The following is a 24,183-nucleotide window of genomic DNA, read 5'->3' as shown; positions in this document are numbered from 1 at the left end:
CAGGTGGCGGCGCGAATGATGCGCCGGACGGTTGAATTCCCGATATCCGTGATCCTACTGTGCGGCGCAATATGCGGAATTGGCTGTAAGGATAAACAGGTGAGAGCGGATGTCGCGCCCTTCTTTTGATGACCTGACAGAGGCCCAGAAACTGCGGTTCGGCAATGGGGTTGGCCCCTATTGGCTGCCGGATCGCCTGCGGGCGCTGATTACCGACACCGCAAGCTGGTTTTTCTGCGATGCCAGCTGGCGGCACCATGATTTCGGCTATGCGGTGGGCGGTGATCGCTGGGACCGGGCGCGCTGCGACTGGAAGTTCTTTGTCGCGATGCTGCATGACGCGGTGACACAGCGCTGGCCCCTGGCGCTGGTGACGGTGCCGGCGGCCCTGCTGTTGAGTGTGCTGTTCTATCTGGCGGTGCGGATCGGCGGGCAGTTCGGATCCTTCGACTACCGGGAGGATTACGCGACGCTTGCCGAGATCCTGAGCACATCGCGCTGACCTGCCACGATCGTCTGGCCAGATATCCTGCCGGGTATCATGCCCGTTTTTCTGCCCGTATTCTGGAACTGCATTTTATGCCCGTGTTGCGAAATCGTGCGTGCGGGCGCTGGCCTCTCGCGCCGGGGGCGGATTAGGCTTATACCACCAGAAGATAGCTTCAGGGAGATGCTGCCATGACAGGAGAACTATCGCCTATCGACAAGGCCAAGTTCGTTGCCGCCAAACGGGCAGCGGAGATGGTCGAGGACGGGATGCGGGTTGGTCTCGGGACCGGGTCGACGGCGGCCTGGCTGGTGCGTTGTCTGGGTGAGATGGTGCAGACCGACGGGCTGCGGATCAAGGGCGTGCCGACCTCGCGCCGTACGGCGGAGCTGGCGCTGGAAGTGGGCATCGAGGTGGTCTCGCTGGATGAGGCGAAATGGCTGGATCTGACCATTGACGGCGCTGATGAGTTCGACCGGGATCTGAACCTGATCAAGGGGGGCGGCGGCGCGCTGTTGCAGGAAAAGATCGTCGCCACTGCTTCGGACCGGATGGTGGTGATCGCCGACAAGGCCAAGGAAGTCGAGACGCTCGGCGCCTTTCCCTTGCCGGTGGAGGTGATCCCCTTTGGCTGGCAGACCACGCAGGCGCTGCTGGAGGAGACACTGGTGGCGATGGACGTGATGGGCCGCAAGACAACGCTGCGGATGAACGGCGATGCGGCGCTGGTGACCGATGAGGGCAACCATATTCTGGATCTGCATCTCAACCGGATCGGCAACGTGCGGCAGATGGCGCTGGTGCTGAACCAGATCCCCGGCGTGGTCGAGAACGGGCTGTTCGTCGATATCTGTGACACCGTGGTGGTCGGCTATGGCGATGGCAGGGTCGAGGTGCGCGACATCAATGAGGGTACGGTGGAAATCGACCGGCTGGATTTTGTCGAGACCGAGAATCTGTTCACGGATCTGATGGATTGAGGTGCAACGGATAGGGCCAGACGGCTGGGCTTTTGTCGGCCACCGCGATATCTGGAACCATATGACGACCACCGACATGCAAACCACATCTAACATATCGGCTGCCGATCCTGAGACGTGGGACCGGCCGGTTTCCCTGTCGGTGAGGCTGCGTGTCCCGGCAACACCGTTCCTTGTGTTCTCGCTTGCACTGCTCATCGCTTCGGTGTCGCAGAAAAACAATTGGTGGGTGCTGGATCAGCCCGATTTCGAGGTCCCTTATCTAGCGCCGTTGACCTATCTGTATTTGCTGACGCTTTTGTGCTTTCTGTGGGATGGGATCCCTCTCAGCTGGGCAGAGGTCTCTGCAAAGGGAATTACGACACGCACAGGCCTCTGCTCATCCTCCGCTAGGATCCCTTGGTCGAGAGTTGTCGCTGTTCAGGAAAAGGCATCGGATCTGCGTCTCGTGCCCTTTCGGCGATACCGGTATGCGTCGATTCTCGTGCGCGCTGAAGACGGCTCATTGACCAAACTTCGATGCCCATTGGAAAACGCTGATACAATTGAAACACGGCGGTTTCAGGCTGCGTTCGCCTCGTACTGGCCGGATTGGTCCTCGTCTTACGGCAAGGCGGTTGTAGATTAGCCTGCTTTGTCACAAGCGTCTCGGTCTCTTCACGCGCTTTTCACGGTTTCGCGACTAAACCGCCCCTGGGCATAACAATCAGGGCGCAGTGTCCCCACCTGCGAGACTGGCAATTACCTCTGCGCTATGGGATACCTCGCGCAAGATATGAGAAGGGCGACTTATATGAGCTTTGATTACGATCTCTTTGTTATCGGCGGCGGCTCCGGTGGGGTGCGTGCGGCGCGGGTGGCTGCGCAGCAGGGCGTGAAGGTGGCGCTGGCCGAGGAAGACCGTTACGGCGGCACCTGTGTGATCCGGGGCTGTGTGCCGAAGAAGCTGATGGTGTTTGCCAGCGAATACGCAGGGATGGTCGAGGACGCGCAGGCCTATGGCTGGGATCTGTCGCCCGGCAGCTTTGACTGGGATCGGTTCAAGACCAAACTGCACGCCGAACTGGACCGGCTGGAAGGGATCTATCGGAACATCCTGAAGAACAACGAGGTCGAGACCTTTGATCAGCGTGCCAAACTGGCGGATGCCCATACGGTCGAACTGGCCGATGGCACCCGCAAGACGGCAAAACACATCCTGATTGCCACCGGTGGCTGGCCGATCACGCCGGAGTTCCCCGGCTCGGAGCTGGCGATCACCTCGAATGAGATCTTCCATCTGGAGAAACTGCCCGAAACCATGCTGATTGTCGGCGGTGGCTATATCGCCTGCGAATTCGCCGGCATCATGAACGGGCTGGGGGTCAAGACCACGCAGTATTATCGCGGTGCGCAGATCCTGCGCGGCTTTGATGATGAGGCACGCGGGCTGATCTCCGAAGAGATGTGCCAGTCCGGTATTGATCTGCATCTGGGCACCAATGTGCTGGAGATGCGCAAAGAGGGCGACAAGATCTGGGTGAAAGCGACCAATGGCGATGAGAACCTGTTCGATCAGGTGATGTTCGCCACCGGGCGCAGCCCCAATGCCGACAACCTCGGCCTGGAGGATCTGGGCGTTGCCCGTGATCGCGCGGGCGCCATCGTGGTTGACCAGTACAGCCAGACTGGCGTGCCCTCGATCTATGCGGTGGGGGATGTGACCAACCGGGTGAACCTGACACCGGTCGCCATCCGCGAGGGCATGGCCTTTGTCGAGACGGTGTTCAACGGCAATCCGACCAGCCCGGACCATGACCTTATTCCGACGGCGATCTTCACCCAGCCGGAAATGGGCACCGTGGGGCTGAGCGAGGAAGCGGCGGCAGAGCAGGAGGAGATCGAGGTCTATGCAACCTCCTTCAAGCCGATGCAGCAGGCCTTTGCCGGGCGGGCGCAGCGGGTGCTGATGAAGCTGATCGTCTCCAAGGCGACGCGCAAGGTGCTGGGATGTCATATTGTCGCCCCCGGCGCGGGTGAAATGATCCAGCTGGCTGGCATCGCCGTAAAAATGGGCGCAACAAAAGAAGACTTTGATCGCACCGTGGCGGTGCATCCGACGATGTCGGAAGAGCTGGTCACGATGAAGACACCGGTGCGGACGGCTTGATTTTTCAGGCAGAACACACAGGTAGAACACCAAGCCGCGATGGGCGGCAAGATAGGGATTGGACACATATGGCGGGCAATAATGGTGGCCCCTGGGGGGGCGGCGGCTCTTCTGGCGGCTCAGGCAACAGAGGCAACAACCAGGGCGGTGACGACAACCGGGGCGGCGGACGTCGTCCTGATGAAGGTCAGATCCCCGAGATCGACGAGCTGGTCAAGAAAGGCCAGGAGCAGCTGCGCGTTCTGATGGGCGGTCGCGGTGGTGGCACCGGCGGCGGCGGTCGCGGTGGTGCCGGCGGCGGCGGTGGCCCGCAGCTGACCAAGGGCACCCTTGCGCTGGGCGCGCTGGCTGCGGTTGGCTTCTGGGCTTTTGCCAGCTTTTACACCGTGAAGCCGGAAGAACAGTCGGTTGAGCTGTTCCTTGGGGAGTATTCCGCAACCGGGCAGCCGGGCCTGAACTTCGCGCCCTGGCCGCTGGTGACCAAGGAAATCCTGCCGGTGACCCGTGAACAGACCGAAGACATCGGCGTCGGTGGCGGTATCAGCTCCGATGCAGGGCTGATGCTGACCGGCGACGAGAACATCGTGGATATCGACTTTCAGGTGGTCTGGAACATCAACGATCCGGCGAAATACCTGTTCAATCTGCGCGATGCCCGTACCACGATCCGCGCGGTGTCGGAATCGGCAATGCGCGAGATTATTGCCCAGTCCGAACTGGCGCCGATCCTGAACCGGGACCGGGGCGCGATTGCCTCGCGCTTGCAGGATCTGATCCAGTTCACGCTGGATGACTATGACAGTGGGATCAACATCATCCGGGTGAACTTTGACAAGGCGGACCCGCCGGCATCGGTGATCGCGGCGTTCCGGGATGTTCAGGCGGCTGAACAGGAACGTGACCGGCGCCAGAACGAAGCGGATGCCTATGCCAACAACGCACTGGCCGAGGCCCGTGGTCAGGCGGCGGAACTGCTGGAAAAAGCCGAAGGGTATCGTGCACGTGTCGTGAACGAAGCCCAAGGTGAAGCCAGCCGTTTCTCTGCGGTTCTGACCGAATATGAAAAGGCCCCGGATGTGACCCGCAAGCGTCTCTATATCGAGACCATGGAGAAGGTGCTGAGCCGCGTCGACAAGATCATCCTGGATGAGCAAACCGGCGAAGGTCAGGGCGTGGTACCATATCTGCCGCTCAATGAACTGCGCCGTGGAGGAAGCAACTGATGCGTAAATCAACTCTCTTGCTGCCCGCGCTGGTGATCGTGGCGATCACGGTGCTGTCGTCGGTGTTTATCGTGGACGAGCGCGAAAAGGCGCTGGTTCTGCAGTTTGGCCGGGTTGTCTCGGTCAAGGAAGAGCCGGGACTGGCGTTCAAGATCCCGCTGATCCAGGAAGTGGTGCGTTATGACGACCGCATCCTGAGCCGGGATATCGACCCGCTGGAAATCACCCCCTCGGATGACCGCCGTCTGGTGGTTGACGCCTTTGCCCGCTATCGGATCACCGATGTGAACCGGTTCCGTCAGGCGGTGGGTGCCGGCGGTATCGCAACGGCTGAAAACAGGCTGGACTCGATCCTGCGGGCGCAAACCCGTGAGATTCTCGGCTCTGTCAGCTCAAACGATATCCTGTCCTCGGACCGGGCGGCGCTGATGCTGCGGATCCGCAACGGGGCTATCAGCGATGCCCGTTCATTGGGGATCACCATCATCGACGTGCGGCTGAAGCGGACCGACCTGCCTACCGAAAACCTCGACGCGACCTTTGAGCGGATGCGGGCGGAGCGTGTGCGCGAAGCGACCGATGAGCGTGCCCGTGGTAACGAGGCCGCCCAGCGGATCCGGGCGCAGGCTGACCGGACCGTGGTTGAGCTGGTCTCAGATGCGCAGCGCGAAGCGGAGATCATCCGCGGTGAAGCGGACGCCGAACGCAACGCAATCTTTGCGCAGGCTTATGGCGCGGACCCGGAGTTCTTTGAATTCTACCGTTCGCTCAATGCCTATGCGACCTCGTTGCAGGCCGGGAACTCCACCATGGTGCTGTCGCCGAACAATGAGTTTTTCAACTATCTGAAATCCTCAAGCGGCAAACCGGCAGCGGCTGCGCAGCAATGATCGGCCCGCAGAAGCTTTGCGTGGATTGACGAGACATCAGACAGGGGCTGGCCGTGAGGCTGGCCCCTTTTCTGTAAAAGCTTCCCCGGCGGCAGCTCACCGGGTTTCACTTCGAATTGAATACGTGCAACATTCGTTGTGACGGTTCTTGGAAAGACTACATTAACGCCCATGACCCGCAGCGGATCCAGGGGCGCCCGCCCGCCCAGGCCCGCCGCAGGATATGGAATATGGCGACAACTAAGGAGTAGTTTCGTGCAGCCACAGGCAAAGAACAACACAATCAGCGGCGCCCGCGCCCTTGCCCGCGCCCCCGCGCAGCAGGCGACGCAGTGGCGCCTGCTCTGGCTGGCCATGATCAGCACCCTGATGGTGCTGGCGCAGGTGGCCATCGCCCAGGCCCGGCCTGAAAGCCTGGCCCCGCTGGCCGACAAGGTGAGCCGGGCGGTGGTGAATATCACCACGACAACTGTTGTTGAGGGACGCACCGGTCCGCAGGGCATCGTGCCCGAGGGCTCACCTTTTGAGGATTTCTTCCGGGAGTTTCAGGACCGCAACGGCGATCAGGGCGACCGTCCGCGCCGCTCTTCGGCGCTGGGATCGGGGTTTGTGATTTCTGAAGATGGCTATATCGTCACCAACAACCACGTGATCGAAGAAGCCGATGAGATCGAGATCGAATTCTTCCCCGGTGAAGGCCAGCCGTCGCAGCCGCTGCCCGCAAAGGTGGTCGGCACTGATCCCAACACCGATATCGCGCTGTTGAAGGTCGATGCGCCGATGCCGCTGACCTTTGTCAAATTTGGCGACAGTGATCTGGCCCGCGTTGGCGACTGGGTTGTCGCGATGGGCAACCCGCTGGGGCAGGGCTTCTCGCTGTCTGCCGGGATCGTGTCGGCGCGCAACCGCGAGCTGTCGGGGTCTTATGACGACTATATCCAGACCGATGCGGCGATCAACCGGGGCAACTCCGGCGGACCGCTGTTCAACATGGATGGTCAGGTCGTCGGTGTGAACACGGCGATCCTGTCGCCCAATGGCGGCTCGATCGGGATCGGATTCTCGATGGCTTCCAATGTGGTCAGCAAGGTGGTGAACCAGCTGAAAGAGTTCGGCGAAACCCGCCGCGGCTGGCTGGGCGTCCGCATTCAGGATGTGACCACCGATGTGGCCGAGGCAATGGGGCTGGACAGTGCCAAGGGCGCGCTGGTGACCGATGTGCCTGAAGGCCCGGCGAAAGAGGCCGGCCTGTTGGCGGGTGATGTCATCCTGTCCTTTGACGGGGTCGATGTGAAGGACACCCGCGGTCTGGTGCGTCAGGTCGGCAATACCGAAGTCGGTAAAGCCGTGCGGGTGCGGGTATTCCGCGAAGGCAAGACCGAAACCCTGCGGGTGACCCTTGGCCGTCGCGAAGATGCGCAGCGCCAGAGCACGCCTGCCGCTGGTGATGACAGCGCGCCGGATACGGCGGAGAAACAGCTGCTGGGTCTGACCGTCAGCCGTCTGAGCGATGAGCAGCGCAGCGAGCTGAACGTGCCCGATGGCATGGATGGTCTGGTGATCACCTCGGTGGATGAAAGTTCAGAAGCCTGGGAAAAAGGCATGCGTGCCGGCGATCTGATCACCGAGGCGGGCCAGCAGAAACTGACCTCGATCAGTGAGCTGGAAGCGCGTATCGACGAAGCCAAGGAAGCCGGTCGCAAGTCGCTGCTCTTGCTGGTGCGCCGTGCCGGTGAGCCGCGGTTCGTGGCGCTGAACCTGTCGGAGTGATCCGTCAAGGGCCGCCCGTCGGTGGGCGGCCCGATCTGTCCGGTCACCTGCCACAGACAGGCCGCAGACAGGCGCCTGACGTGCGCGTAAGGCAGATACCATAACAAGCAGATACAAAAACAAAAGGGCCGGGCAGGGATGCTCGGCCCTTTTGCGTGGATCATCACAGGGTGGCGAAATTGCCCCCGGCCCACAGGTCCGGCGTGTCACGGACTCACGCCGACGGGAGGCGTCTGCACATGGGTCCAATGACCCCAGGCACCCCCCAGGCACCTTCTGTTCGATCCAACAAGCTGTTCGTAGATATCCGCCGCCCCAGATGGCGCATTGGTCCCCGGTTGCGCCCGGCGGATGTCCCTGGGTCCCGTCGAGCCATGTGCCGTGACACATGGCTCTTGATGGGACAGGATGCCGTTGGGATGGAACGGATAACGGCATCCTGTCATGACCATGCCCTGCCCGGAGCGGTCTGGTCTGTAACCCAGTTCACAATGGATTAAGATTTGTCCGATTGCCGGTCCCGCGCGCGGCGGGCTCCCCGGCTGGCGAGGGCAGTCTTTGGGAAAAGGTGCGGCGGGAGGGTCCGGGGCCTGCGGAGATCCGAGCCTGCGGCTTTGTCAGCCGATGTCGGGGTCCGACAGCAGCCGCAGCGCAGCCCGGTCGCGGATGGTAAGACCGCCACGGCTGATGTCGATCACATCGCTGCGTTTCCACTGCGACAGGGTTTTGGACACCGCCTCGCGGGTGGCGCCGACAAATTCAGCCAGCTCGCTCTGTGACAGCGACAGCCGCCCGTCGCCGCCTTCGGTGGTGAGATACAGCAGTTTGCGCGCCAGCCGCACCGGCATCGGCAGAAACACCTGTTCGCTGTATTGCGTGTTCATCCAGCGCATCCGCTGACCGGCGAGGCGCAGCAGATCTCCGGCGAGCGAGGGATGGTGTTGCAGCTTGGCGAGCACGTCGCCGCTGCGCAGTCGGCGCAGGCGGCTGGGCTCCAGCGCGGTTGCGGTCGCGGTGCGGGGGCCGGGGTCAAACAGGGCGATCTCGCCGAAGACGGCACCGGGGCGCATGATGTCCAGCGACAGTTTGCGCCCGGCAGAGGACAGGGTGGAGAATTCAATCGCGCCACTGACGATGGCATAGAGCGCGTCGCCCTCATCCCCCTGTTCAAACAGTTCTTCGCCAGCCTGCAGGAGGACTTCACTGGCCTGGCTGTCAAGCATTTCCAGCAACCGGTCGGAGGCACCAGAGAGGAACCCGCGGTCGGGCAACAGCCATTTGCGGCGGGCCGAGGAGGCCGCGCGACCGGTGCTGTTGCCGGAGGAGCTGCCCGAACTGTGCAGGGCACCGGTGGCTGGCGATGGGCTCATATCAGACCTTCGGTGCTAGGGGACGGGGCGGGGCGGGGATCAGTTCTCAACGGCTACCAACCCCAGTCTGCGGGCGCTGACCAGTGACAGCTGGTCATTGTCAAACCCGTCGCGTTCCTGAAATTTGCGCACGGCGGCCCGGGTGTCGCGATCCAGGATGCCGGTGATCTGGCCTTGGTAGAGGCCACGCACCGCCAGGGCGCGCTGGACCGAGCCGACGAACTGCGGTGTCATATCCACCGGGCAGGGGGTTTCAAACCAGCTTTCGCGGCGGGGGCGCACGATGTCCTGTCGGGTCTCGCGGCGAAACCGCGCCGGTTCCAGCACCTGCCCGTCGGCGGCGGTTCTGGCCGGTCGGGTCATCACCTGCACGGTGACGGTTTCGATCACGGCGGGTGTGGTATGGGTGCCCCAGCAGCTGCCGGGGGCAGCGCCGGGCGGGGCGGCGGGAGCATTGCGCGACACCTGCAGGCTGCTGCCACCGGTCTGTGGCGCGGTACAGGCCGCAAGCAGCACCACCAGCCCCGCCGTGGCCGGCAGGACTGTGCCTCGGCAGATATGCCGCAAAAAGGCCTGCCCCAGCCAGGGCCCGTGCGGGCGCAAGAGGTCAGACATGAACAAAGTCCCCGTGTCGAAACACCTGTGTCGAAATACCGGCAGCCGTGATGCCGGGATGGCCCCGCGTCGGAGCGCATCCGGGGCTAGGCTACCGCAGTTCGCGCCCCAGCGCAAAGCCCCGTTATCGCCGGGCCTGTTGGTGTTCCATCCTCTGATGGCTCAGCTAAGGCGCGTGACCGGCCACCAACCCAAAGGGGGAGGACGCAGGGAGGGCGGGGGCCTGGTGCAACGCGGCGCAGGAGTTTTGCCCCGCGGGTGGTTTCTGACTGGCGCGGTGGCCAGCGGTTGGCTACAACCTCGGACGCAACGCGAAAAAGGATGCAGCTGACGATGGCAAAGATCACTTATGTCGAACACAATGGTGCCGAACATGTTGTGGATGTGGCCAATGGCCTGACCGTGATGGAAGGGGCGCGCGACAACAATATTCCCGGGATCGAAGCGGATTGCGGCGGCGCCTGCGCCTGTTCGACCTGCCATGTCTACGTCGATGCCGCCTGGGTTGAGAAGCTCCCCGCCAAGGACGACATGGAAGAGGATATGCTGGATTTCGCCTATGAGCCGGATCCCGCGCGCTCGCGTCTGACCTGCCAGATCAAGGTGACGGATGATCTGAACGGTCTCGTGGTGCATATGCCCGAAAAACAGATCTGATGCGGCTGGGGCCGCAGGCGCGGCGTCATCTGTGGCGTGTCTGGCCCCTGTCTCGACGCCGCGCAGGTCAGGCGCTGCGCCCGTGGCGGGCGGGATCCGGGGCGGGCCCTGCCATTCCTGGCGCATTGGCGCGGGCGATCTGTGCAGGCGGGCTGCTGTCCGCAATGGTTTCGGCTGCGGCGGCGCAGGATCCGCTCCGGCTGACGAGTGCTGAATTCGCCGCACCCACCGCGCATTATCCGCATGGGGTGCTGGGCGATCACATCGAGTATTCGGCCCTGGTGGTGCAGGACAGCCGGGGCACCCGCCATCGTGTGGCCCTGCCGGTCGCTGGCGCGGTCTTCGAGGACCTGGCGCCACGGCTCTGGGATGTGACGGGCGATGCGCTGCCCGAGGTGGTGGTGGTCGAAAGCGATCCGGGCAGGGGCGCGCAGCTGGCGATCTATGGTCTGCATGACGGGGCGCTGCGCAAGATGGCAGCGACGCCGCATATCGGCACGAGATTTCGCTGGCTGGCCCCGATCGCGGCGGCTGATCTGGATGGCGACGGCCATATCGAGATCGCCTATATCGACCGTCCTCATCTGGCGAAAACCCTACGGATCTGGCGCTATCGCGACGGTGCGCTGCATCAGGTCGCACAGCGGTCCGGGCTGACGAACCATCGCATCGGGGAGGGTTTCATCACCTCGGGGCTGCGGGACTGCGGCGATGGCCCGCAGCTGCTGACTGTGGACGCCGGGTGGAGCCGGATCATGGTCAGCACCCTTGTGGCTGGTCGCGTGATCAGCCGGGAAATTGGTGCATATTCGCCTGCGACGGGTCTGACGGCGGCGCTGCGGTGCGAGGGGCCGGTTCAGGCCGACTGAGCGGGCAGGCGGCAGATGCTCGGCGCCGCTTCGGTAAAGTTGGGTTTATTTTCTTGCCGGCTGTTGCCGCAGTGCGCCCCTGCGTTGCAGATTTGTTCACCACTTTGCGCGTATTCTCTTGATCAAGACCCCCCGGATTGCGCTGTCGCAGCCGGTGGCGGAACCCGTTTGCAAGCAGGAGACAGGCGCGTGACCTTTTCACCCTATGTGCTGGGAACCGGTATCGCCGGATGGAATTTTCTGGACCGAACCCGCGCCCAGCAGCAGGAGATTTTTGAAAAATCGCCGATCATTGATCGCGCGGTGCAGGACTTCACGCGGAAAATCGACAATATCCAGACCGCCGATCAGCTGCTCGGCGACTATAATGTGCTGAAGGTTGCCCTGGGCGCCTTTGGTCTGGAAGAGGACATCAACAACCGCGCCTTCATCAAGAAGGTGCTGGAATCAGATCTGTCTGAGCCCACCTCTTTTGCCAACCGGCTGAACGACAGCCGCTATCTTGGTCTTGCGCAGACCTTTGGCTTTGGCAGTGAGAGCGGCCCGCAGCTGCCGAGCACAAGCATAGAAAAACCCTATGTGACTGTCGCCAGCCCGGAGGATCTACTGTCGAACCAGACCCTGCTCAATCAGGCTCTGGATGACTTTGGCCTGAAGAAATACGCCGGTAACGAGTTCTTTCTGATGCGGGTCCTGGAATCCGATACCACCGATCCGAACTCTTTTGTGAACCGGCTGAGCGATACGAAACTGGCGGATTTTGCCAAGGCGTTCGAATTCAACCGGCCGCCGGATTACAGCACCAGCATGGAGGCGCTGGTGGGCGAATTCCTCGCCGTGAACGATGGCAATGGTCCGGCCAATGCGGATGAGCTGCTGGCCAATGAGGATCTGCTGAAGGCAGTCGTGGACAGTTTCGATCTGGAATATACCAACTCGATCTTCCTCAAGCGGATGCTGGAATCAAACCCCTATGATCCGGAATCGCCCGTCAACCAGCAGGAGGACCCGCGCTATCTGGCGATGTCGCGCGCCTTTGGTTTCGGGATCCCCGATATTAACAGTTTCACCAGCCCCGACGAGCTGCTGTCTCAGCCTGAACTGCTCGCGGATGCGCTGGAGCAGTTCTACCTGAGCAACCCAGGCGAGGATTATCTGCGTGATGTGCTGGAGTCCGATCTCTCGGACCCAAGCTCTTTTGTGAATCAGCCCGGAAATCTTGCGTTCTATAATTTTGCCGAGGCGTTTCAGAACGAATGGCCCACCGCGCCAAGCCGGATGAAGGTGCTGGCCGATGAGGTCGACGGTAAATTGGAGAACTATGAGCTGCCACGGCGGTTCGTATTTGATTTCGATGCTTTTGAGGCGGGGCTGGATGTGTTCAACATCAGTGAGCGGGAACTTGATTTTGACGTGATGATCAGGGCTTTTGAATCGGATCTGTCCTCCGAAATTTCTTATGCAAACCTGCACCGGGATCCGAATCTGAAGGCCATGGCGCATGCCTTTGCTTTTAACCCCGGTACCAATGACCGCACCTATCCCGCTGGTTTCGCTGAGGAGATCGCGGGTCTATACAATGATCGGAATTTTGAGGCCGCCATCGGGGAGAGTGACCCGAACATGCGCCTTGCCCTTGCCTTGGAGCGCGAGCTGCAAGCGATCGCGGATGCCGGTGGCAGTGAAGATGCCCATTGGTTCGGCATCATCGGCTCACCGCCGCTGAAAGCGGTGTTTGAGACGGCATTGGGCCTGCCATCCAGCTTTGGCCAGCTGAACGTGGATCGCCAGGTTGATGAAATGAAAGAACGTGCGCAGTCGTCTTTTGGCACCAGCCATCCGGCGGATCTTCTGAAGCCTGACAAGCTGGACGAGTTCAGAAACCGCTTCCTGCTGCTGAGCGGGCTGAACAGTGATCTGGCGTCGAGCGGCTTCAGCGATCCCGTCTTCACGCTGTTCCGATAGCGCGCGGGCAGTGCGACAAAGGTGCCGGGCCAGCGTCGGCCCCTGCGGTCACCCTTCGTGACATTGGCGCCTTACCCGGTACGATCAGGGACGCGGGCTGATCTGATCGGCCCCGCCTGCGGAATTTGTGCCGACGCTCGGCCCCGTGATAGACTTCGGCGGCATGAGGCGCGATCTTTGCCGGAACCGGAACCGGAACCGGAACCGGAACCGGAACCGGAACCGGGGAGGGCTATGGCGGATCAACCCGCGCCCAGCCCGTGACAGCGGTTGGATCTTGCGGGCCCCGGTGCGATTGCGAGCGCATTTCACGCGGTCACGGGCTGGGCGTGCCCACCACATGGGCGCCGTCGATGTCACCCAGAGAGGAGAAAAGCGCGGCGGTATTGCTGACGCCGACCTTCTTCAACAGCCGGGCGCGATGAACCTCGACGGTGCGGTAGCTCAGCTCCAGACTTCGGGCGATTTCCTTGCTGGTCTTGCCTTCGCACAGCAGCGAATAGACCTCGCGTTCGCGCCGGGTCAGGGGTTGATAGGGTCGGGATCGGGACAGATCGGCAAAGCTCCAGACCGCGCGTGCCAGCGGCTCTTGCGGTGTGAAGCTATGGCCACGGACCCGGACCCAGAACAGGCTGCCGTCCTTGCGCCGCATCACCCGTTCGTCCCAATAGGGTGCGCCGGCTCCCAATGTGTCATTTCCCCGGTTGCGCAGGTTGAGAAATTCTTCCTGCGATGGGTAGAGAAAGGCAAAGAGCTGATCGAGCAGGTCCAGCCGGGTGTAGCCGAACATCTCGCAGAACCGCCGGTTGCAGTCGCGCAGGACCCGGTTTTCGGTGACAACGATCCCCACCGGCAGGAAATCATAGGCGAGCTGCATCAGGTCACGGGTGGCAAAGAGCTGGTCGAGCGTCTCGGCGCCGGGATCGCCCATGGGCGCTGTGCCGACGTCGAGGCCGGGGCGGGGCTGCTGGCTATTGGCCGTCATCTGGTCCTGCTGTTCCTGCATATGTCCTGCCTGTCGCGGCGACCGCAGCTGCGCGGCAGGGCTGAGCCTTCGGGAGCGGGGGCGGTCGATGTTACAAGGATCTTAGCGGAGTGAAGGCAGCGTGAAAACAGGTGCTTGCCAGCCGGCATGCTGATCCTGTCGGGGTGTCAGGAGAGGTAATAGTCGATCGGTTGCAGCGGTGGCGGTACCTCCTCGCCCAGCTTTGGGGCCAGGCTGCGTTCAACGGTCCGGCAGATGGCATCCAGCGGCAGGCCGTTCACCGTTTCGCCAAAGGGGTGAGACAGCTCCTCGGTCACCTCCGCAAGGCCGAAGAAGACATAGGCGACAATGCCGACGAAAATCGGCGTCAGCCAGCCCGCGCTGTCGATCAGCGCAAAGGGCAGCAGCAGGCAATAGAGGTAGGTCGTGCGAAACACCAGCAGCGAATAAACATAGGGCAGCGGCGTGGTGGCAATGCGTTCGCAGCCCGCCTGAGCCAGCGCCATGCTGGCGGTGCGTTCGGCCAGCGCCTTGCGGGCAAACCCATCGTCGGCGGCTGTGGCGAGCGTCGCGGCAACGGCGTCGAGCGCTGCGCAGGGCGGATGTGGCGCGGTGGTGAAATCGTCGCCTGCCCAGCGGGTTGCGGCGCTGGTGTCGCGTTCTTTGCGCAGGTTGATGCGGTGCAGATGCAAAAACGCAAGGGCCAGCCGCAGGATCCGGCGTCGGTTCTGCGGGTCGGCAACAAACAGGTCCACCTCACGGCTGAGGCAGCGCAGGTCCGCGACCAGCTGTCCCCAGAGCTTGCGACCTTCCCACCAGCGGTCATAGGCGGCATTGTTGCGAAACCCAAGAAACAGCGAGAGCGCGATGCCAAAGACCGCAAAAGGCGCGGCATTGGTATGGGGCAGGCGGGTGATATCGGCGTCAATCCACAGCACCAGCGCCGACAGGGCGGAGAGGCCGAGGATACGGGGCAGAATGCGGGGCAGGACAGAGCCGCGCAGCGCAAACAGCAGCTGCATCAGGCCGGGTTTGTCGCGTAGGATCATCGAAAGTGGACTCCGCTTCGCTCAAAGGCGGGACTAGGGCAATTGCGCAGCTGGCTGACGGGGGATCCGAGACCGGGAACTGAGAGTGCCGGTCCCGAAAGGGGAGGCTCGCCGTGGCGCGCCTGCAGCCTAGGGCCCGCCCCACCGCTGCACGTGGCCGAAAACGTCAGACTGGGGGGAGTTTGCGCGGTGTCCTGTCGGATTCGACCGGGCGGGTCTGGACAGCCCGGCGTGCGGTATCCTCACTGGGCGTCGGGGCTTGCCGCTTGCGCCGCCGGGCGCAGCAGCGCCCGGCCATGCCCAACTGTGTCGAGCCATCTGTGATGGTTCTGAAACAGACGGGAGTGCCTGCTCGGCCGGTCTTACTTCAGCGCGCGCCAGCCGATGTCGCGGCGGAAGAAGCCCTGCGGCCAGCTGACACCCTCAACCATCGCATAGGCGCGGTCGCGGGCTTCTTGCAGTGAAGCGCCACGGGCGGTCACGTTCAGCACCCGGCCGCCAACGGCGAGCACCTTGCCGTCCTGTTCCTTGGTGCCCGCATGGAACACCATATTGCTGCTGTCTTCGGGCAGCGCGTCCAGGCCCTTGATCTCGGTGAATTTTTCGTAAGACCCGGGATAGCCCTCTGCCGCCATCACCACGGTGATCGCATGGTCATCTGCCCAGTTCACCTGCGCGTCACCCAGGCGGCCCTCGGCGGCGGCCTGCATCAGGTCCAGCGCCTGGGCGCCGAGGCGCATCATCAGCACCTGGCATTCCGGGTCACCAAAGCGGACGTTGTATTCCACCAGCCGCGGCTGTCCGTCCTTGATCATCAGACCCGCATAGAGCACGCCCTGATAGGGCATCCCGCGTTCCGCCATCACCCGCATGGTGGGCTTCACGATCTCTTCCATCGCCTTTGCCTCGACCTCAGCCGACAGCACCGGCGCGGGAGAATAGGCGCCCATGCCGCCGGTATTGAGGCCGGTGTCGCCTTCGCCGACGCGCTTGTGGTCCTGCGCGGAGCCGATTGCCAGCACGTCCTCGCCATCCACCAGCACAAAGAGGGAGGCCTCTTCGCCTTCCATGAATTCCTCGATCACCACCTCGGCGCCGGCACCGCCGAAGACGCCGCCGAACATGTCGTCGATGGCGGCCATGGCCTCCTCCTCGGTCATCGCGATGATGACGCCTTTGCCGGCCGCCAGACCGTCGGCCTTGACCACTGTCGGCACGCCGTGCTCGCGCACATGCGCCTTGGCGGCGTCCGCGTCGGTGAAATGGCCGTAGCCTGCAGTGGGAGCGTTTGCCGCGTCGCAGATTTCCTTGGTGAAGCTTTTGGAGGCTTCCAGTTTTGCGGCGGCCTCGGAGGGGCCGAACACCAGAAGGCCCGCCTCGCGCAGCCGGTCGGCAACACCTGCGGCCAGCGGTGCCTCGGGCCCGACGATGACGAAGTCGATGGCGTTTTCCTCGGCAAAGCTCACCACGGTGCCGCCGTCCTCGATATCAAAGGTGGCGCAATCGGCGATCTGGGCGATGCCCGCGTTGCCCGGTGCCACGATCAGCTTGTCACATTTGGGGTTCTGCATCACCGCCCAGGCGAGCGCATGTTCCCGCCCGCCACTGCCGAGGATAAGGATGTTCATGTCCGTGTTCTCCGATCTGCCTGCACCAATGGCGCCGTCGGCGGTTGCCGGGGCTTGCCTTGCTTGCGGCGGGTTCTATGCTGCGCGCGACTTCAAAACAAGAACCACCTGTGACGCAGGAGAGCAGCCCGCCGATGTCCGACCTGTTTGACGATCCCACCCCGGCTGACCGGCCCGGGCAGAATGCCCCCGAATTCACCGTTTCGGAAATCTCCGGCGAGGTGAAACGCACGCTGGAGGGCACTTTCGGCCGGATCCGGGTGCGCGGCGAGGTGGGCCGGGTATTCAAGGCGCGGTCCGGGCATCTTTACTATGACATCAAGGACGACCGCTCGGTGCTGGCCTGCACCACCTGGAAGGGGCAGATTTCCAGCCTTTCGGTGGTGCCGGAGGAGGGGCTGGAGGTCGTGGTCACCGGTCGGCTGACGGCCTTTGGCGGGCAGTCCAAGTACAACATGAACGTCGACGAGGTGGCGGTTGCCGGGCAGGGAGCGCTAATGGCGCTCTTGGAAAAGCGCAAGATGCAGCTGGAGGCCGAGGGGCTGTTTGCGCCGGAACGCAAGAAGCCGCTGCCCTATCTGCCACAGATCATCGGCGTGGTCACGTCGCCATCGGGTGCGGTGATCCGCGATATCCTGCACCGGCTGCGCGACCGCTTCCCGCGCAAGGTGCTGGTCTGGCCGGTCGCCGTGCAGGGCAAGGCCTGCGCGCCGGAGGTGGCTCGCGCCATCGACGGCTTCAACCGGCTGACACCGGGGGGCGCGCTGCCGCGGCCCGATCTGATCATCGTGGCCCGGGGTGGTGGCTCGATCGAGGATCTCTGGGGGTTCAACGAAGAAATCGTCGCCCGCGCCGCCGCAGCCTCGCAGATTCCGCTGATCTCTGCCGTGGGGCATGAGACGGATACCACGCTGATTGATTTTGTGTCCGACCGCCGGGCGCCGACACCGACGGCGGCGGCAGAGCTGGCGGTGCCGGTGCGGCTGGAGCTGATGGGCTGGACCGAAAATCAGGGCGCGCGGCTGGTGCGGTCTGCTGGTCTGGCGGTGCAGCAGCGGCGCCAGCGGCTCAATGATCTGGCCCGCGCGCTGCCCAAACCCGACACATTGCTGGAAACCCCGCGTCAGCGGCTGGATCTGTGGGGGGACAAATTGCCCGATGCGCTGATCCGGGGGGTTGAGCGTCGCCGCCTGCGGCTGAGCGAGGCGGCAGCTGCGCTGCGTCCCAGCACCCTGCGCCAATTGGTCAGCACCCGTGGCGACCGGCTGCGCAACCTCTCTTCAAGGTTAAGCCTGCGCCCGATCCGGCAGGATCTTGCGCGTCAGCAGGACCGCCTCGGCCAGCTGGTCCAGCGGCTCGATACCGTGCAGGCACAGCGGTTGGACCGGCAGCGGCAACGGCTGGAGGCAACCGGGCGTCAGCTGGATATTCTGAGTTACAAGGCCACGCTGCGGCGCGGCTATGCGGTGGTGCGCAGCGGCGAGACGGTGATCACCCGCGCCGCAGAGGCGGCATCGCAGGCGCGGCTTCATATCGAATTTGCCGACGCCGAGATCGAGGTGACCCCAACCGTGACAACGACCGCAACAACGACCGCAGGCGGCGAAGCAGCCCCTGCCGTCATATCCGATGCGGTCTCCGTTGCGCCATCGGCGGACGACCGGTCCAAATCGACCAGCCAGAAGAGCGACACATCAGACCCGGGGGATCAAGGCTCCCTGTTCTGAGCCGGCCTCTGGCGCGCGCTCAGACGCCGACGTCCGGGCCGAGGCAGAGCATCTCCTGGCCCAGCTCCTCCGCCTCGTAAAGCTCGGTTGCCTCCGGGTCGCCTTCGAACTGGGCAATTAACCCGTTGTCGCCAAATGAAAACTGCCAGCATTGCGGCGTGCCGATCTCGTCATAGACAAAACAGATCTGATCGGCCTGCGGATACCATTCGCCGTTCTGGCAGCGGCCATCCAGAAACGACCATATCACCCGGCGGTTGGGCAGATAGCGCTCAACCCCATAGGGCACGCCATCAAAACCATAGAACAGGGTGCGGCCCTGGGTGTAGCGGTCGAACTGATCCGCTGTCAGAGGCGCACCGGCGGCGGCCGGACGGCCCTGCAGGGCGCTGCTCAACAGGATCGCCGAGAGAATCAGACAGAGCATTCGCATGGATCGACTGTGCCAGAGCCGTATCGCCCTGACCATGGTTTCCGCAGCGGGGGCGATGACAGGCAGAATCGCGCGATGCCTCGGGCACGGCGGCGCGGGCGCAGGGTTGCGCGGCGTCACCTTTGACCGGGGCCGGTGTGCTGGGCAACATCGGTGCGGAAAAAAGCCGCAGCCTCAGGTGGTTGCCCGGTGCAGATCGGTGCAGATCGGTGCGGCTGAGGTCATTGGTCAGAGCGAGGGGAGAGAGTGGGATGCCGGAATTGGGAAACAGTCCTATGGGGGATGCGTTGATCGGCGCGGCGGCGCTATTTGCGCTTTTGTATCTGGGGCTCACGGCGCGGCCGACCAGCGTGTTGCGCAGCGCGACCAAGACCCTGGCGGTGCTGCTGCTGGCGATTGCCGCCTGGCTTGGCGGTGGGCCAGTGCTGCTGACCCTCGCGCTTGGGCTTTGTGCCATTGGCGATTTCTGCCTGTCGCGGGATGGCGAAGGCGCTTTCATGGCCGGGGTCGGGGCCTTTGCAGCGGGGCATCTGGTCTATGTGTTTCTGTTCCTCGGTCAGGACAGCAGCGAGGCCGCGCGGCTATTGCAGATGCCGCAGTTGATCGGCGTTGTGGTGCTGGCGCTGGCGGGCATTGCCATGGCGCGATTGCTGGCGCCGCGTGCCGGTGCCTTGAAAGCTCCGGTGCTGGCCTATGTGCCGATCATCATCAGTATGGGGCTGGCAGCCCTGACCCTGCCGCTGGGGGGCAGTCTGCAAGGGCTGGCGCTGGTACTGCCTGCGGCGCTCGCCTTCATGGCGTCCGATATCGTTCTGGCCTTTGAAACCTTTGTGCTGGCCGAGGATCACCCGGCGCGGCGGTTCACGCCCTATGCGGTCTGGCCGCTCTACTGGGGGGCGCAGGCGGGGTTTCTGCTGGCGTTTCTGTAGCGGCTTAGGCCGGCTCCTGCATCGGTTTTGTGGCAGCTGGTGCACCGAGGTGCTTTGCACTTGCCGCAAAACCGCATTAGGTGTCCGCGTGACAACTCGCACAGACCCAATATGCGGAGACCGACATGGCGTTTTTCTCAAAACTGAAGGACCGGCTGTTCAAGTCGTCGAACAAGCTTGAGGAAGGGCTTGATGCCATCGTCGAAGAGGGCGCGGCCGCACAACAGCCCACACCGGAGAAGACGCCCGAGGTGCCGCCATCCGCACCGCCTGTCGAGGTGCCGTCTGAACAGCCTGTTGAGGCACCAGAGGCGCCGCCAGTGGAGGTGCCGTCTGAAGCGCCGTCCGAGATCCCCGCAGAGACACCCGAACAGCCCGCCCGCACAGCAGAGCCGATGGCGAAACCGGCGATGAAGCCGATGCCCGCGCCGACCCCGGACCCGGTTTCGGCAACGCCTGGGCTTTTGGGGCGTCTGATAGGGCGCGGTAAGGCGGATGAGCCGCGCCGCGCGCTGGATGACGACATGCTGGAGCAGCTGGAGGATCTTCTGGTTGCCGCCGACATGGGGGTCGATACCGCGCTGCGTGTCACTGCCAATATGGCCGAGGGCCGGTTTGGCAAGCGGCTTTCGACGCGTGAGATCAAGGAGCTGCTGGCCGCAGAGGTGGCCCGCATCATGGAACCGGTCGCCCGCCCGATGCCAATCTACCAGAAACGCCCGCAGGTGGTGCTGGTGGTGGGTGTCAATGGCTCCGGCAAGACCACCACAATCGGCAAGCTGGCCAGCCAGTTCAAGGCCGCGGGCAAGAAAGTGGTGATCGCCGCAGGCGACACTTTCCGCGCTGCGGCAGTGGAGCAGTTGCAGGTCTGGGGCGACCGTGCAGGTGTGCCGGTCCTGACCGCGCCCGAGGGATCGGATCCTGCCAGCCTTGCCTTTGATGCGATGACACGGGCGCAGGAAGAGGGGGCGGATCTGTTGATGATCGACACAGCCGGCCGCCTGCAGAACCGCGCCGATCTGATGGAAGAACTGGCAAAGATTGTCCGGGTGATCCGCAAGAAGGACGAGACCGCGCCGCATAACACCCTGCTGGTTCTGGATGCCACCACCGGGCAGAATGCGCTCAATCAGGTGGAAACCTTCCAGAAACTGGCCGATGTGTCGGGGCTGGTGATGACCAAGCTGGACGGCACCGCCAAGGGGGGTGTGCTGGTGGCGCTGGCGGATAAATTCGGCCTGCCGATCCATGCCATCGGTGTGGGCGAGCAGATCGACGACCTTGCCCCGTTTGATCCCGAAGAATTTGCGGCCGCCCTGACCGGGCTGGAAACCTCCTGAGCCGCGCGCGCCAGCCGCATCTTCTGGCTGAAAATATCCTCGGGGGTCCGGGGGTGGAAAACCCCCGGCGATCTGTTCTGGAGCAAAGGTACTGCGGTTGAGCGACTGGCTGATCTCTCTGGAGGGGACCGAGGCGGGGCATCATGCGGCGCTTGCGCTGGCGCTGATGGCGGCGATCCTGCACGCGGTGTTCGGAGCGCTGCAAAAGGGGCGATATGACCCCTGGCTGTCGCGCGGTGCAATTGATTTCTCCTATGGGTTGATGGCCCTGCCGCTGGCGCTGTTCGTGGTGCCCTGGCCCGAGCCGCATATGTGGCCGATCTTTGCGGGCGTCTGGCTGATCCATGTGCTCTACAAGATCCTGCAGGGGCTGGCCTATAGCAAGGGCAGCTACACGGTGGTCTATCCGGTGGTGCGCGGCACCGGGCCGCTGTTCACCGTGCTGGGCGCGTCGATGCTGTTTGACGAAGGCTTTACAGCGGTGCAGTGGCTGGGGGTTCTGGTGCTGCTGGCGGGGATTTTCGGACTGGCGCTCTACAATTACCGCAATCTGACCGACAATCGCGAAACCCTGGGCAGCGCCCTGGCGCTGGCGGTGGCGACCGGCGTCTTTGTGGCGCTCTATACCACCTATGACGCCTATGGCATTCGCGCGACGGCGGATCCGTTCACCTTTCTTGCGTGGTTCTTCTTCATCGACGGGCTGGCGATGCCGCCCTATGCCTATCTGCGCTGGCGGGCGATGGTGCCGCGCCCGGACCCCGGCCCTTTGATGGCCAAGGGGCTGCTGGGCGGGCTTATCGCCTTTGGCTCCTTTGGGGCGGTCATGCTGGCCACGCGGCTGGACAAGGTGGGAGAGGCGGCGGTGCTGCGCGAAACCTCCACGGTCTTTGCCGCGCTTATCGGCTGGCTGGTGTTGAAGGAAACCGTGGGGCCGCGACGGATTGCCCTGATGGCTTTGATCGCGCTGGGGGCCGTGATAGTGGAGATGGGCGGCTGATCCGGCTGGCACAGCGGCCAGGCCTCGGCGATCACCGCCGGTGAATTCAGGTTAGGAACAGGAATAGAAATGGCGGGAAAACCGATCAACCGAACCCTTAAACTGGTGCTGGAATACGGCCCGCTGGTGCTGTTCTTTGTCGGCTACCTGCGCCTGCGCGATGAGCTGCTGATGATCGGCGGGCAGGAGTACAAGGGCTTTATCGTGGTGACGGCGGCCTTCATTCCGCTGATGGTGCTGTCGAGCCTGGCACTGTGGCGGCTGACCGGTCATATTTCCAGACTTCAGGTCGGGACGCTGGTGATTGTGATCCTGTTTGGCGGGCTGTCGGTCTGGTTCAATGATGAGCGGTTCTTCAAGATGAAGCCGACGATCCTTTATGTGCTGCTGGGCGGTGCGCTGGCGATTGGTCTGATCCGGGGGGAAAGCTATCTGAAGGTGGCGATGGATGAGCTGATGCCGCTGCAGGACGCAGGCTGGATGATCCTGACGCGGCGGCTGTGTTACTTCTTCTTCGCGCTGGCACTCCTGAATGAGCTGATCTGGCGCACGCAGAGCACCGACACCTGGGTTTATTTCAAGACCTTTGGCCTGTCGCTGGCGATGTTTGCCTTTTTCATGACACAGGCGCGGGTCTTTCAGGCCTATGCGATGCCGGACGCCGAGGTGGACGAGAGCGAGTGACGCGGGCAGGGCCGCAGCGACCCGTCCCGGTGGTGTCGCTGGGTGTCGCGATCTGCGCGCTGCGGACTTGACCAAACGGCGGTTTGGGCTTATCCGGGACGGATATATCGTGGCGATTTGTTACCGGATTGCGGGCCACGTAAAACAATCCCGCTAAAGAGGTCAGGATGTGAAGGACCCCCTTTCGCTTGGCCGAACGGGGGTTTTTTAATGCGCAACGCGCGCAAGGAGACAGAAGATGAGCGAGACCTGGAACAAGCGCACGAAACTGGTGCATGGCGGCACCCGTCGCAGCCAGTACAATGAGGTCAGCGAAGCGATCTACCTGACGCAGGGTTTTGTTTACGACACCGCCGAACAGGCCGAGGCGCGGTTTATCGAGACCGGCCCCGATGAATTCATCTATGCCCGCTATGGCAACCCGACGGTGGCGATGTTCGAAGAGCGCATTGCCGCGCTGGAAGGGGCCGAGGACGCCTTTGCCACCGCATCCGGCATGGCGGCGGTCAATGGCGCGCTGACCTCGATGCTGAAGGCAGGCGACCATGTGGTTTCGGCCAAGGCTCTGTTTGGCTCCTGTCTCTATATTCTCGAGACGATCCTGACCCGGTTCGGGGTTGAGGTGACCTTTGTCGATGGCACCGACCTTGAACAGTGGCGCGCAGCGCTGCGCCCTGACACCAAGGCGGTGTTTTTCGAGTCGATGTCCAACCCGACACTTGAGGTGATCGATATCGCCGCAGTGGCCGAGCTGGCCCATGAGGTCGGGGCCACTGTGGTGGTCGATAACGTGTTTTCGACGCCGGTGTTTTCCAATGCCATCGCGCAGGGCGCGGATGTGGTGATCTATTCCGCGACCAAACATATCGACGGGCAGGGACGGGTGCTGGGCGGCGTCATCCTTGGCACGCGCGAGTTCATCCGGGGCACCGTTGAACCCTATATGAAGCACACCGGCGGCAGCCTCAGCCCGTTCAATGCCTGGACGCTGCTGAAGGGGCTGGAGACGATTTCCCTGCGGGTCAACGCCCAGGCCGATACAGCGCTGGAACTGGCGCAGGCGCTGAGCGGACATCCCGCACTCAGCCGGCTGATGTATCCCGGCCTTGAGACCCATGCCCAATACGCACTGGTGCAGCGCCAGCTGGGCGGCAAGGGCGGCACGGTGCTGTCGCTGGACCTCAAGGGCGGCAAGGAGGCTGCATTCAGGTTCCTGAACGCGCTGACCATCCCGGTGATTTCCAACAATCTGGGCGATGCGAAATCCATCGCCACCCATCCGGCCACCACCACCCATCAGCGGTTGTCTGATGAGCTGAAGGCCGAACTGGGCATTACGCCTGGTCTGGTCCGGTTTTCGGTCGGGCTTGAGGATGCCGCCGATCTGATCGCGGATCTGACACAGGCCCTGGCGGTGGCGGAGGCCTGATCGG

At 63.1% G+C, this 24,183-nt stretch carries 22 protein-coding genes and 1 riboswitch; of the genes, 16 read left to right on the top strand and 6 right to left on the bottom strand.

The features are described from left to right. Positions 1–109 precede the first annotated feature (109 nt). The 7 genes from VWY34_RS17345 (at position 110) to VWY34_RS17315 (ending at position 7,499) form a co-directional block, all read left to right on the top strand. Positions 110–502 carry a hypothetical protein gene (locus VWY34_RS17345; protein WP_416546449.1) on the top strand — a complete coding sequence of 131 codons (393 nt, stop codon included), beginning with the start codon at positions 110–112 and terminating at the stop codon, positions 500–502. Between the two features lie 176 nt (positions 503–678). Continuing rightward, positions 679–1,467 carry a ribose-5-phosphate isomerase RpiA gene (gene rpiA, locus VWY34_RS17340; RefSeq protein ID WP_340546131.1) on the top strand — a complete coding sequence of 263 codons (789 nt, stop codon included), beginning with the start codon at positions 679–681 and terminating at the stop codon, positions 1,465–1,467. 61 nt (positions 1,468–1,528) lie between these two features. Beyond that, on the top strand, positions 1,529–2,095 hold the full coding sequence (locus tag VWY34_RS17335; protein ID WP_416546447.1) for a hypothetical protein: 567 nt from the start codon (positions 1,529–1,531) through the stop codon (positions 2,093–2,095). Positions 2,096–2,260: 165 nt separating this feature from the next. Beyond that, positions 2,261–3,616, top strand: coding sequence for a glutathione-disulfide reductase (gene gor / locus VWY34_RS17330; protein ID WP_340546130.1), 1,356 nt, complete (start codon positions 2,261–2,263; stop codon positions 3,614–3,616). Between the two features lie 68 nt (positions 3,617–3,684). After that, positions 3,685–4,839 (top strand): FtsH protease activity modulator HflK, encoded by a 1,155-nt coding sequence (gene hflK / locus VWY34_RS17325; protein ID WP_061049028.1) that lies wholly within the window; start codon positions 3,685–3,687, stop codon positions 4,837–4,839. Continuing rightward, positions 4,839–5,729 carry a protease modulator HflC gene (gene hflC, locus VWY34_RS17320; RefSeq protein ID WP_416546445.1) on the top strand — a complete coding sequence of 297 codons (891 nt, stop codon included), beginning with the start codon at positions 4,839–4,841 and terminating at the stop codon, positions 5,727–5,729. Before hflK ends, hflC begins: the two co-directional genes overlap by 1 nt. Positions 5,730–5,984: 255 nt before the next feature. Further along, positions 5,985–7,499 (top strand): Do family serine endopeptidase, encoded by a 1,515-nt coding sequence (locus VWY34_RS17315; protein ID WP_416546444.1) that lies wholly within the window; start codon positions 5,985–5,987, stop codon positions 7,497–7,499. Between the two features lie 617 nt (positions 7,500–8,116). On the opposite strand, the gene VWY34_RS17310 is transcribed toward VWY34_RS17315, so the two are convergent. Both VWY34_RS17310 and VWY34_RS17305 read right to left on the bottom strand, forming a co-directional pair. After that, positions 8,117–8,869: a Crp/Fnr family transcriptional regulator gene (locus VWY34_RS17310; protein WP_340546127.1), complete on the bottom strand. Its 753-nt coding sequence runs from the start codon at positions 8,867–8,869 to the stop codon at positions 8,117–8,119. Between the two features lie 39 nt (positions 8,870–8,908). Next, a complete protein-coding gene (locus tag VWY34_RS17305) occupies positions 8,909–9,484 on the bottom strand; it encodes a peptidoglycan-binding domain-containing protein (RefSeq protein ID WP_416546442.1) in 576 nt (191 codons plus the stop codon). 333 nt (positions 9,485–9,817) lie between these two features. Between VWY34_RS17305 and VWY34_RS17300 the strand changes: the two genes are divergently transcribed. The 3 genes from VWY34_RS17300 to VWY34_RS17290 all read left to right on the top strand — a co-directional run bounded on the left by VWY34_RS17300 (position 9,818) and on the right by VWY34_RS17290 (position 12,975). Beyond that, positions 9,818–10,141 (top strand): 2Fe-2S iron-sulfur cluster-binding protein, encoded by a 324-nt coding sequence (locus tag VWY34_RS17300; protein ID WP_340546125.1) that lies wholly within the window; start codon positions 9,818–9,820, stop codon positions 10,139–10,141. Next, on the top strand, positions 10,141–11,010 hold the full coding sequence (locus tag VWY34_RS17295) for an FG-GAP repeat domain-containing protein (RefSeq protein WP_416546440.1): 870 nt from the start codon (positions 10,141–10,143) through the stop codon (positions 11,008–11,010). The genes VWY34_RS17300 and VWY34_RS17295 overlap by 1 nt, the downstream gene beginning before the upstream one ends. 189 nt (positions 11,011–11,199) lie before the next feature. Beyond that, positions 11,200–12,975, top strand: coding sequence for a DUF1217 domain-containing protein (locus VWY34_RS17290; RefSeq protein ID WP_340546123.1), 1,776 nt, complete (start codon positions 11,200–11,202; stop codon positions 12,973–12,975). A gap of 316 nt (positions 12,976–13,291) precedes the next feature. Here VWY34_RS17290 and VWY34_RS17285 read toward each other — a convergent pair whose 3' ends face one another. From VWY34_RS17285 to purD, 3 genes are all read right to left on the bottom strand, one after another. Then, positions 13,292–13,906 (bottom strand): LuxR C-terminal-related transcriptional regulator, encoded by a 615-nt coding sequence (locus tag VWY34_RS17285; protein WP_416539173.1) that lies wholly within the window; start codon positions 13,904–13,906, stop codon positions 13,292–13,294. Positions 13,907–14,127: 221 nt separating this feature from the next. Next, positions 14,128–15,009: a bestrophin family protein gene (locus VWY34_RS17280; protein ID WP_416546438.1), complete on the bottom strand. Its 882-nt coding sequence runs from the start codon at positions 15,007–15,009 to the stop codon at positions 14,128–14,130. A gap of 362 nt (positions 15,010–15,371) precedes the next feature. Further along, positions 15,372–16,637 (bottom strand): phosphoribosylamine--glycine ligase, encoded by a 1,266-nt coding sequence (gene purD, locus VWY34_RS17275; RefSeq protein ID WP_416546436.1) that lies wholly within the window; start codon positions 16,635–16,637, stop codon positions 15,372–15,374. A gap of 134 nt (positions 16,638–16,771) precedes the next feature. Here purD and xseA point away from each other — a divergent pair, with 134 nt between their 5' ends. Continuing rightward, entirely contained in the window at positions 16,772–18,364 is a 1,593-nt protein-coding gene (gene xseA, locus VWY34_RS17270) for an exodeoxyribonuclease VII large subunit (protein ID WP_416546434.1), read from the top strand. 19 nt (positions 18,365–18,383) lie between these two features. Here the strand turns inward: xseA and VWY34_RS17265 are convergent, their stop codons facing one another. Beyond that, the gene (locus VWY34_RS17265) at positions 18,384–18,797 is read right to left on the bottom strand and encodes a hypothetical protein (protein ID WP_340546119.1); all 414 of its coding nucleotides are present in this window, start codon (positions 18,795–18,797) and stop codon (positions 18,384–18,386) included. A 251-nt stretch (positions 18,798–19,048) separates the two neighbouring features. Here VWY34_RS17265 and VWY34_RS17260 point away from each other — a divergent pair, with 251 nt between their 5' ends. From VWY34_RS17260 to metZ, 5 genes are all read left to right on the top strand, one after another. Next, a complete protein-coding gene (locus VWY34_RS17260) occupies positions 19,049–19,726 on the top strand; it encodes a lysoplasmalogenase (protein ID WP_416546432.1) in 678 nt (225 codons plus the stop codon). 125 nt (positions 19,727–19,851) lie between these two features. Next, a complete protein-coding gene (gene ftsY / locus VWY34_RS17255; protein ID WP_416546430.1) occupies positions 19,852–21,066 on the top strand; it encodes a signal recognition particle-docking protein FtsY in 1,215 nt (404 codons plus the stop codon). A 97-nt stretch (positions 21,067–21,163) separates the two neighbouring features. Beyond that, on the top strand, positions 21,164–22,066 hold the full coding sequence (locus tag VWY34_RS17250) for an EamA family transporter (protein WP_340546116.1): 903 nt from the start codon (positions 21,164–21,166) through the stop codon (positions 22,064–22,066). 69 nt (positions 22,067–22,135) lie between these two features. Further along, positions 22,136–22,750 (top strand): inner membrane-spanning protein YciB, encoded by a 615-nt coding sequence (locus VWY34_RS17245; RefSeq protein WP_416535063.1) that lies wholly within the window; start codon positions 22,136–22,138, stop codon positions 22,748–22,750. 99 nt (positions 22,751–22,849) lie between these two features. Further along, positions 22,850–22,928, top strand: a riboswitch (SAM riboswitch). 60 nt (positions 22,929–22,988) lie between these two features. Then, positions 22,989–24,179 carry an O-succinylhomoserine sulfhydrylase gene (metZ, locus tag VWY34_RS17240; RefSeq protein WP_416535064.1) on the top strand — a complete coding sequence of 397 codons (1,191 nt, stop codon included), beginning with the start codon at positions 22,989–22,991 and terminating at the stop codon, positions 24,177–24,179. Positions 24,180–24,183: the final 4 nt, after the last annotated feature.

The sequence above is a fragment of the Phaeobacter sp. JH20_02 genome (assembly GCF_048056915.1).
Taxonomy (GTDB): Bacteria; Pseudomonadota; Alphaproteobacteria; order Rhodobacterales; family Rhodobacteraceae; genus Phaeobacter; species Phaeobacter bryozoorum.
This window is presented reverse-complemented; position numbering and strand designations above follow the sequence as displayed.

Bases quoted from the DNA above. Each gene is read 5' to 3' on its own strand.
- purD (WP_416546436.1), bottom strand. From the start codon at position 16,637: ATGAACATCCTTATCCTCGGCAGTGGCGGGCGGGAACATGCGCTCGCC.
- metZ (WP_416535064.1), top strand. From the start codon at position 22,989: ATGAGCGAGACCTGGAACAAGCGCACGAAACTGGTGCATGGCGGCACC.
- VWY34_RS17305 (WP_416546442.1), bottom strand. From the start codon at position 9,484: ATGTCTGACCTCTTGCGCCCGCACGGGCCCTGGCTGGGGCAGGCCTTT.
- ftsY (WP_416546430.1), top strand. From the start codon at position 19,852: ATGGCGTTTTTCTCAAAACTGAAGGACCGGCTGTTCAAGTCGTCGAAC.
- VWY34_RS17245 (WP_416535063.1), top strand. From the start codon at position 22,136: ATGGCGGGAAAACCGATCAACCGAACCCTTAAACTGGTGCTGGAATAC.
- VWY34_RS17260 (WP_416546432.1), top strand. From the start codon at position 19,049: ATGCCGGAATTGGGAAACAGTCCTATGGGGGATGCGTTGATCGGCGCG.
- VWY34_RS17310 (WP_340546127.1), bottom strand. From the start codon at position 8,869: ATGAGCCCATCGCCAGCCACCGGTGCCCTGCACAGTTCGGGCAGCTCC.
- VWY34_RS17295 (WP_416546440.1), top strand. From the start codon at position 10,141: ATGCGGCTGGGGCCGCAGGCGCGGCGTCATCTGTGGCGTGTCTGGCCC.
- hflC (WP_416546445.1), top strand. From the start codon at position 4,839: ATGCGTAAATCAACTCTCTTGCTGCCCGCGCTGGTGATCGTGGCGATC.
- xseA (WP_416546434.1), top strand. From the start codon at position 16,772: ATGTCCGACCTGTTTGACGATCCCACCCCGGCTGACCGGCCCGGGCAG.
- VWY34_RS17280 (WP_416546438.1), bottom strand. From the start codon at position 15,009: ATGATCCTACGCGACAAACCCGGCCTGATGCAGCTGCTGTTTGCGCTG.
- gor (WP_340546130.1), top strand. From the start codon at position 2,261: ATGAGCTTTGATTACGATCTCTTTGTTATCGGCGGCGGCTCCGGTGGG.
- rpiA (WP_340546131.1), top strand. From the start codon at position 679: ATGACAGGAGAACTATCGCCTATCGACAAGGCCAAGTTCGTTGCCGCC.
- VWY34_RS17265 (WP_340546119.1), bottom strand. From the start codon at position 18,797: ATGCGAATGCTCTGTCTGATTCTCTCGGCGATCCTGTTGAGCAGCGCC.
- VWY34_RS17345 (WP_416546449.1), top strand. From the start codon at position 110: ATGTCGCGCCCTTCTTTTGATGACCTGACAGAGGCCCAGAAACTGCGG.
- hflK (WP_061049028.1), top strand. From the start codon at position 3,685: ATGGCGGGCAATAATGGTGGCCCCTGGGGGGGCGGCGGCTCTTCTGGC.
- VWY34_RS17285 (WP_416539173.1), bottom strand. From the start codon at position 13,906: ATGGGCGATCCCGGCGCCGAGACGCTCGACCAGCTCTTTGCCACCCGT.
- VWY34_RS17300 (WP_340546125.1), top strand. From the start codon at position 9,818: ATGGCAAAGATCACTTATGTCGAACACAATGGTGCCGAACATGTTGTG.
- VWY34_RS17335 (WP_416546447.1), top strand. From the start codon at position 1,529: ATGACGACCACCGACATGCAAACCACATCTAACATATCGGCTGCCGAT.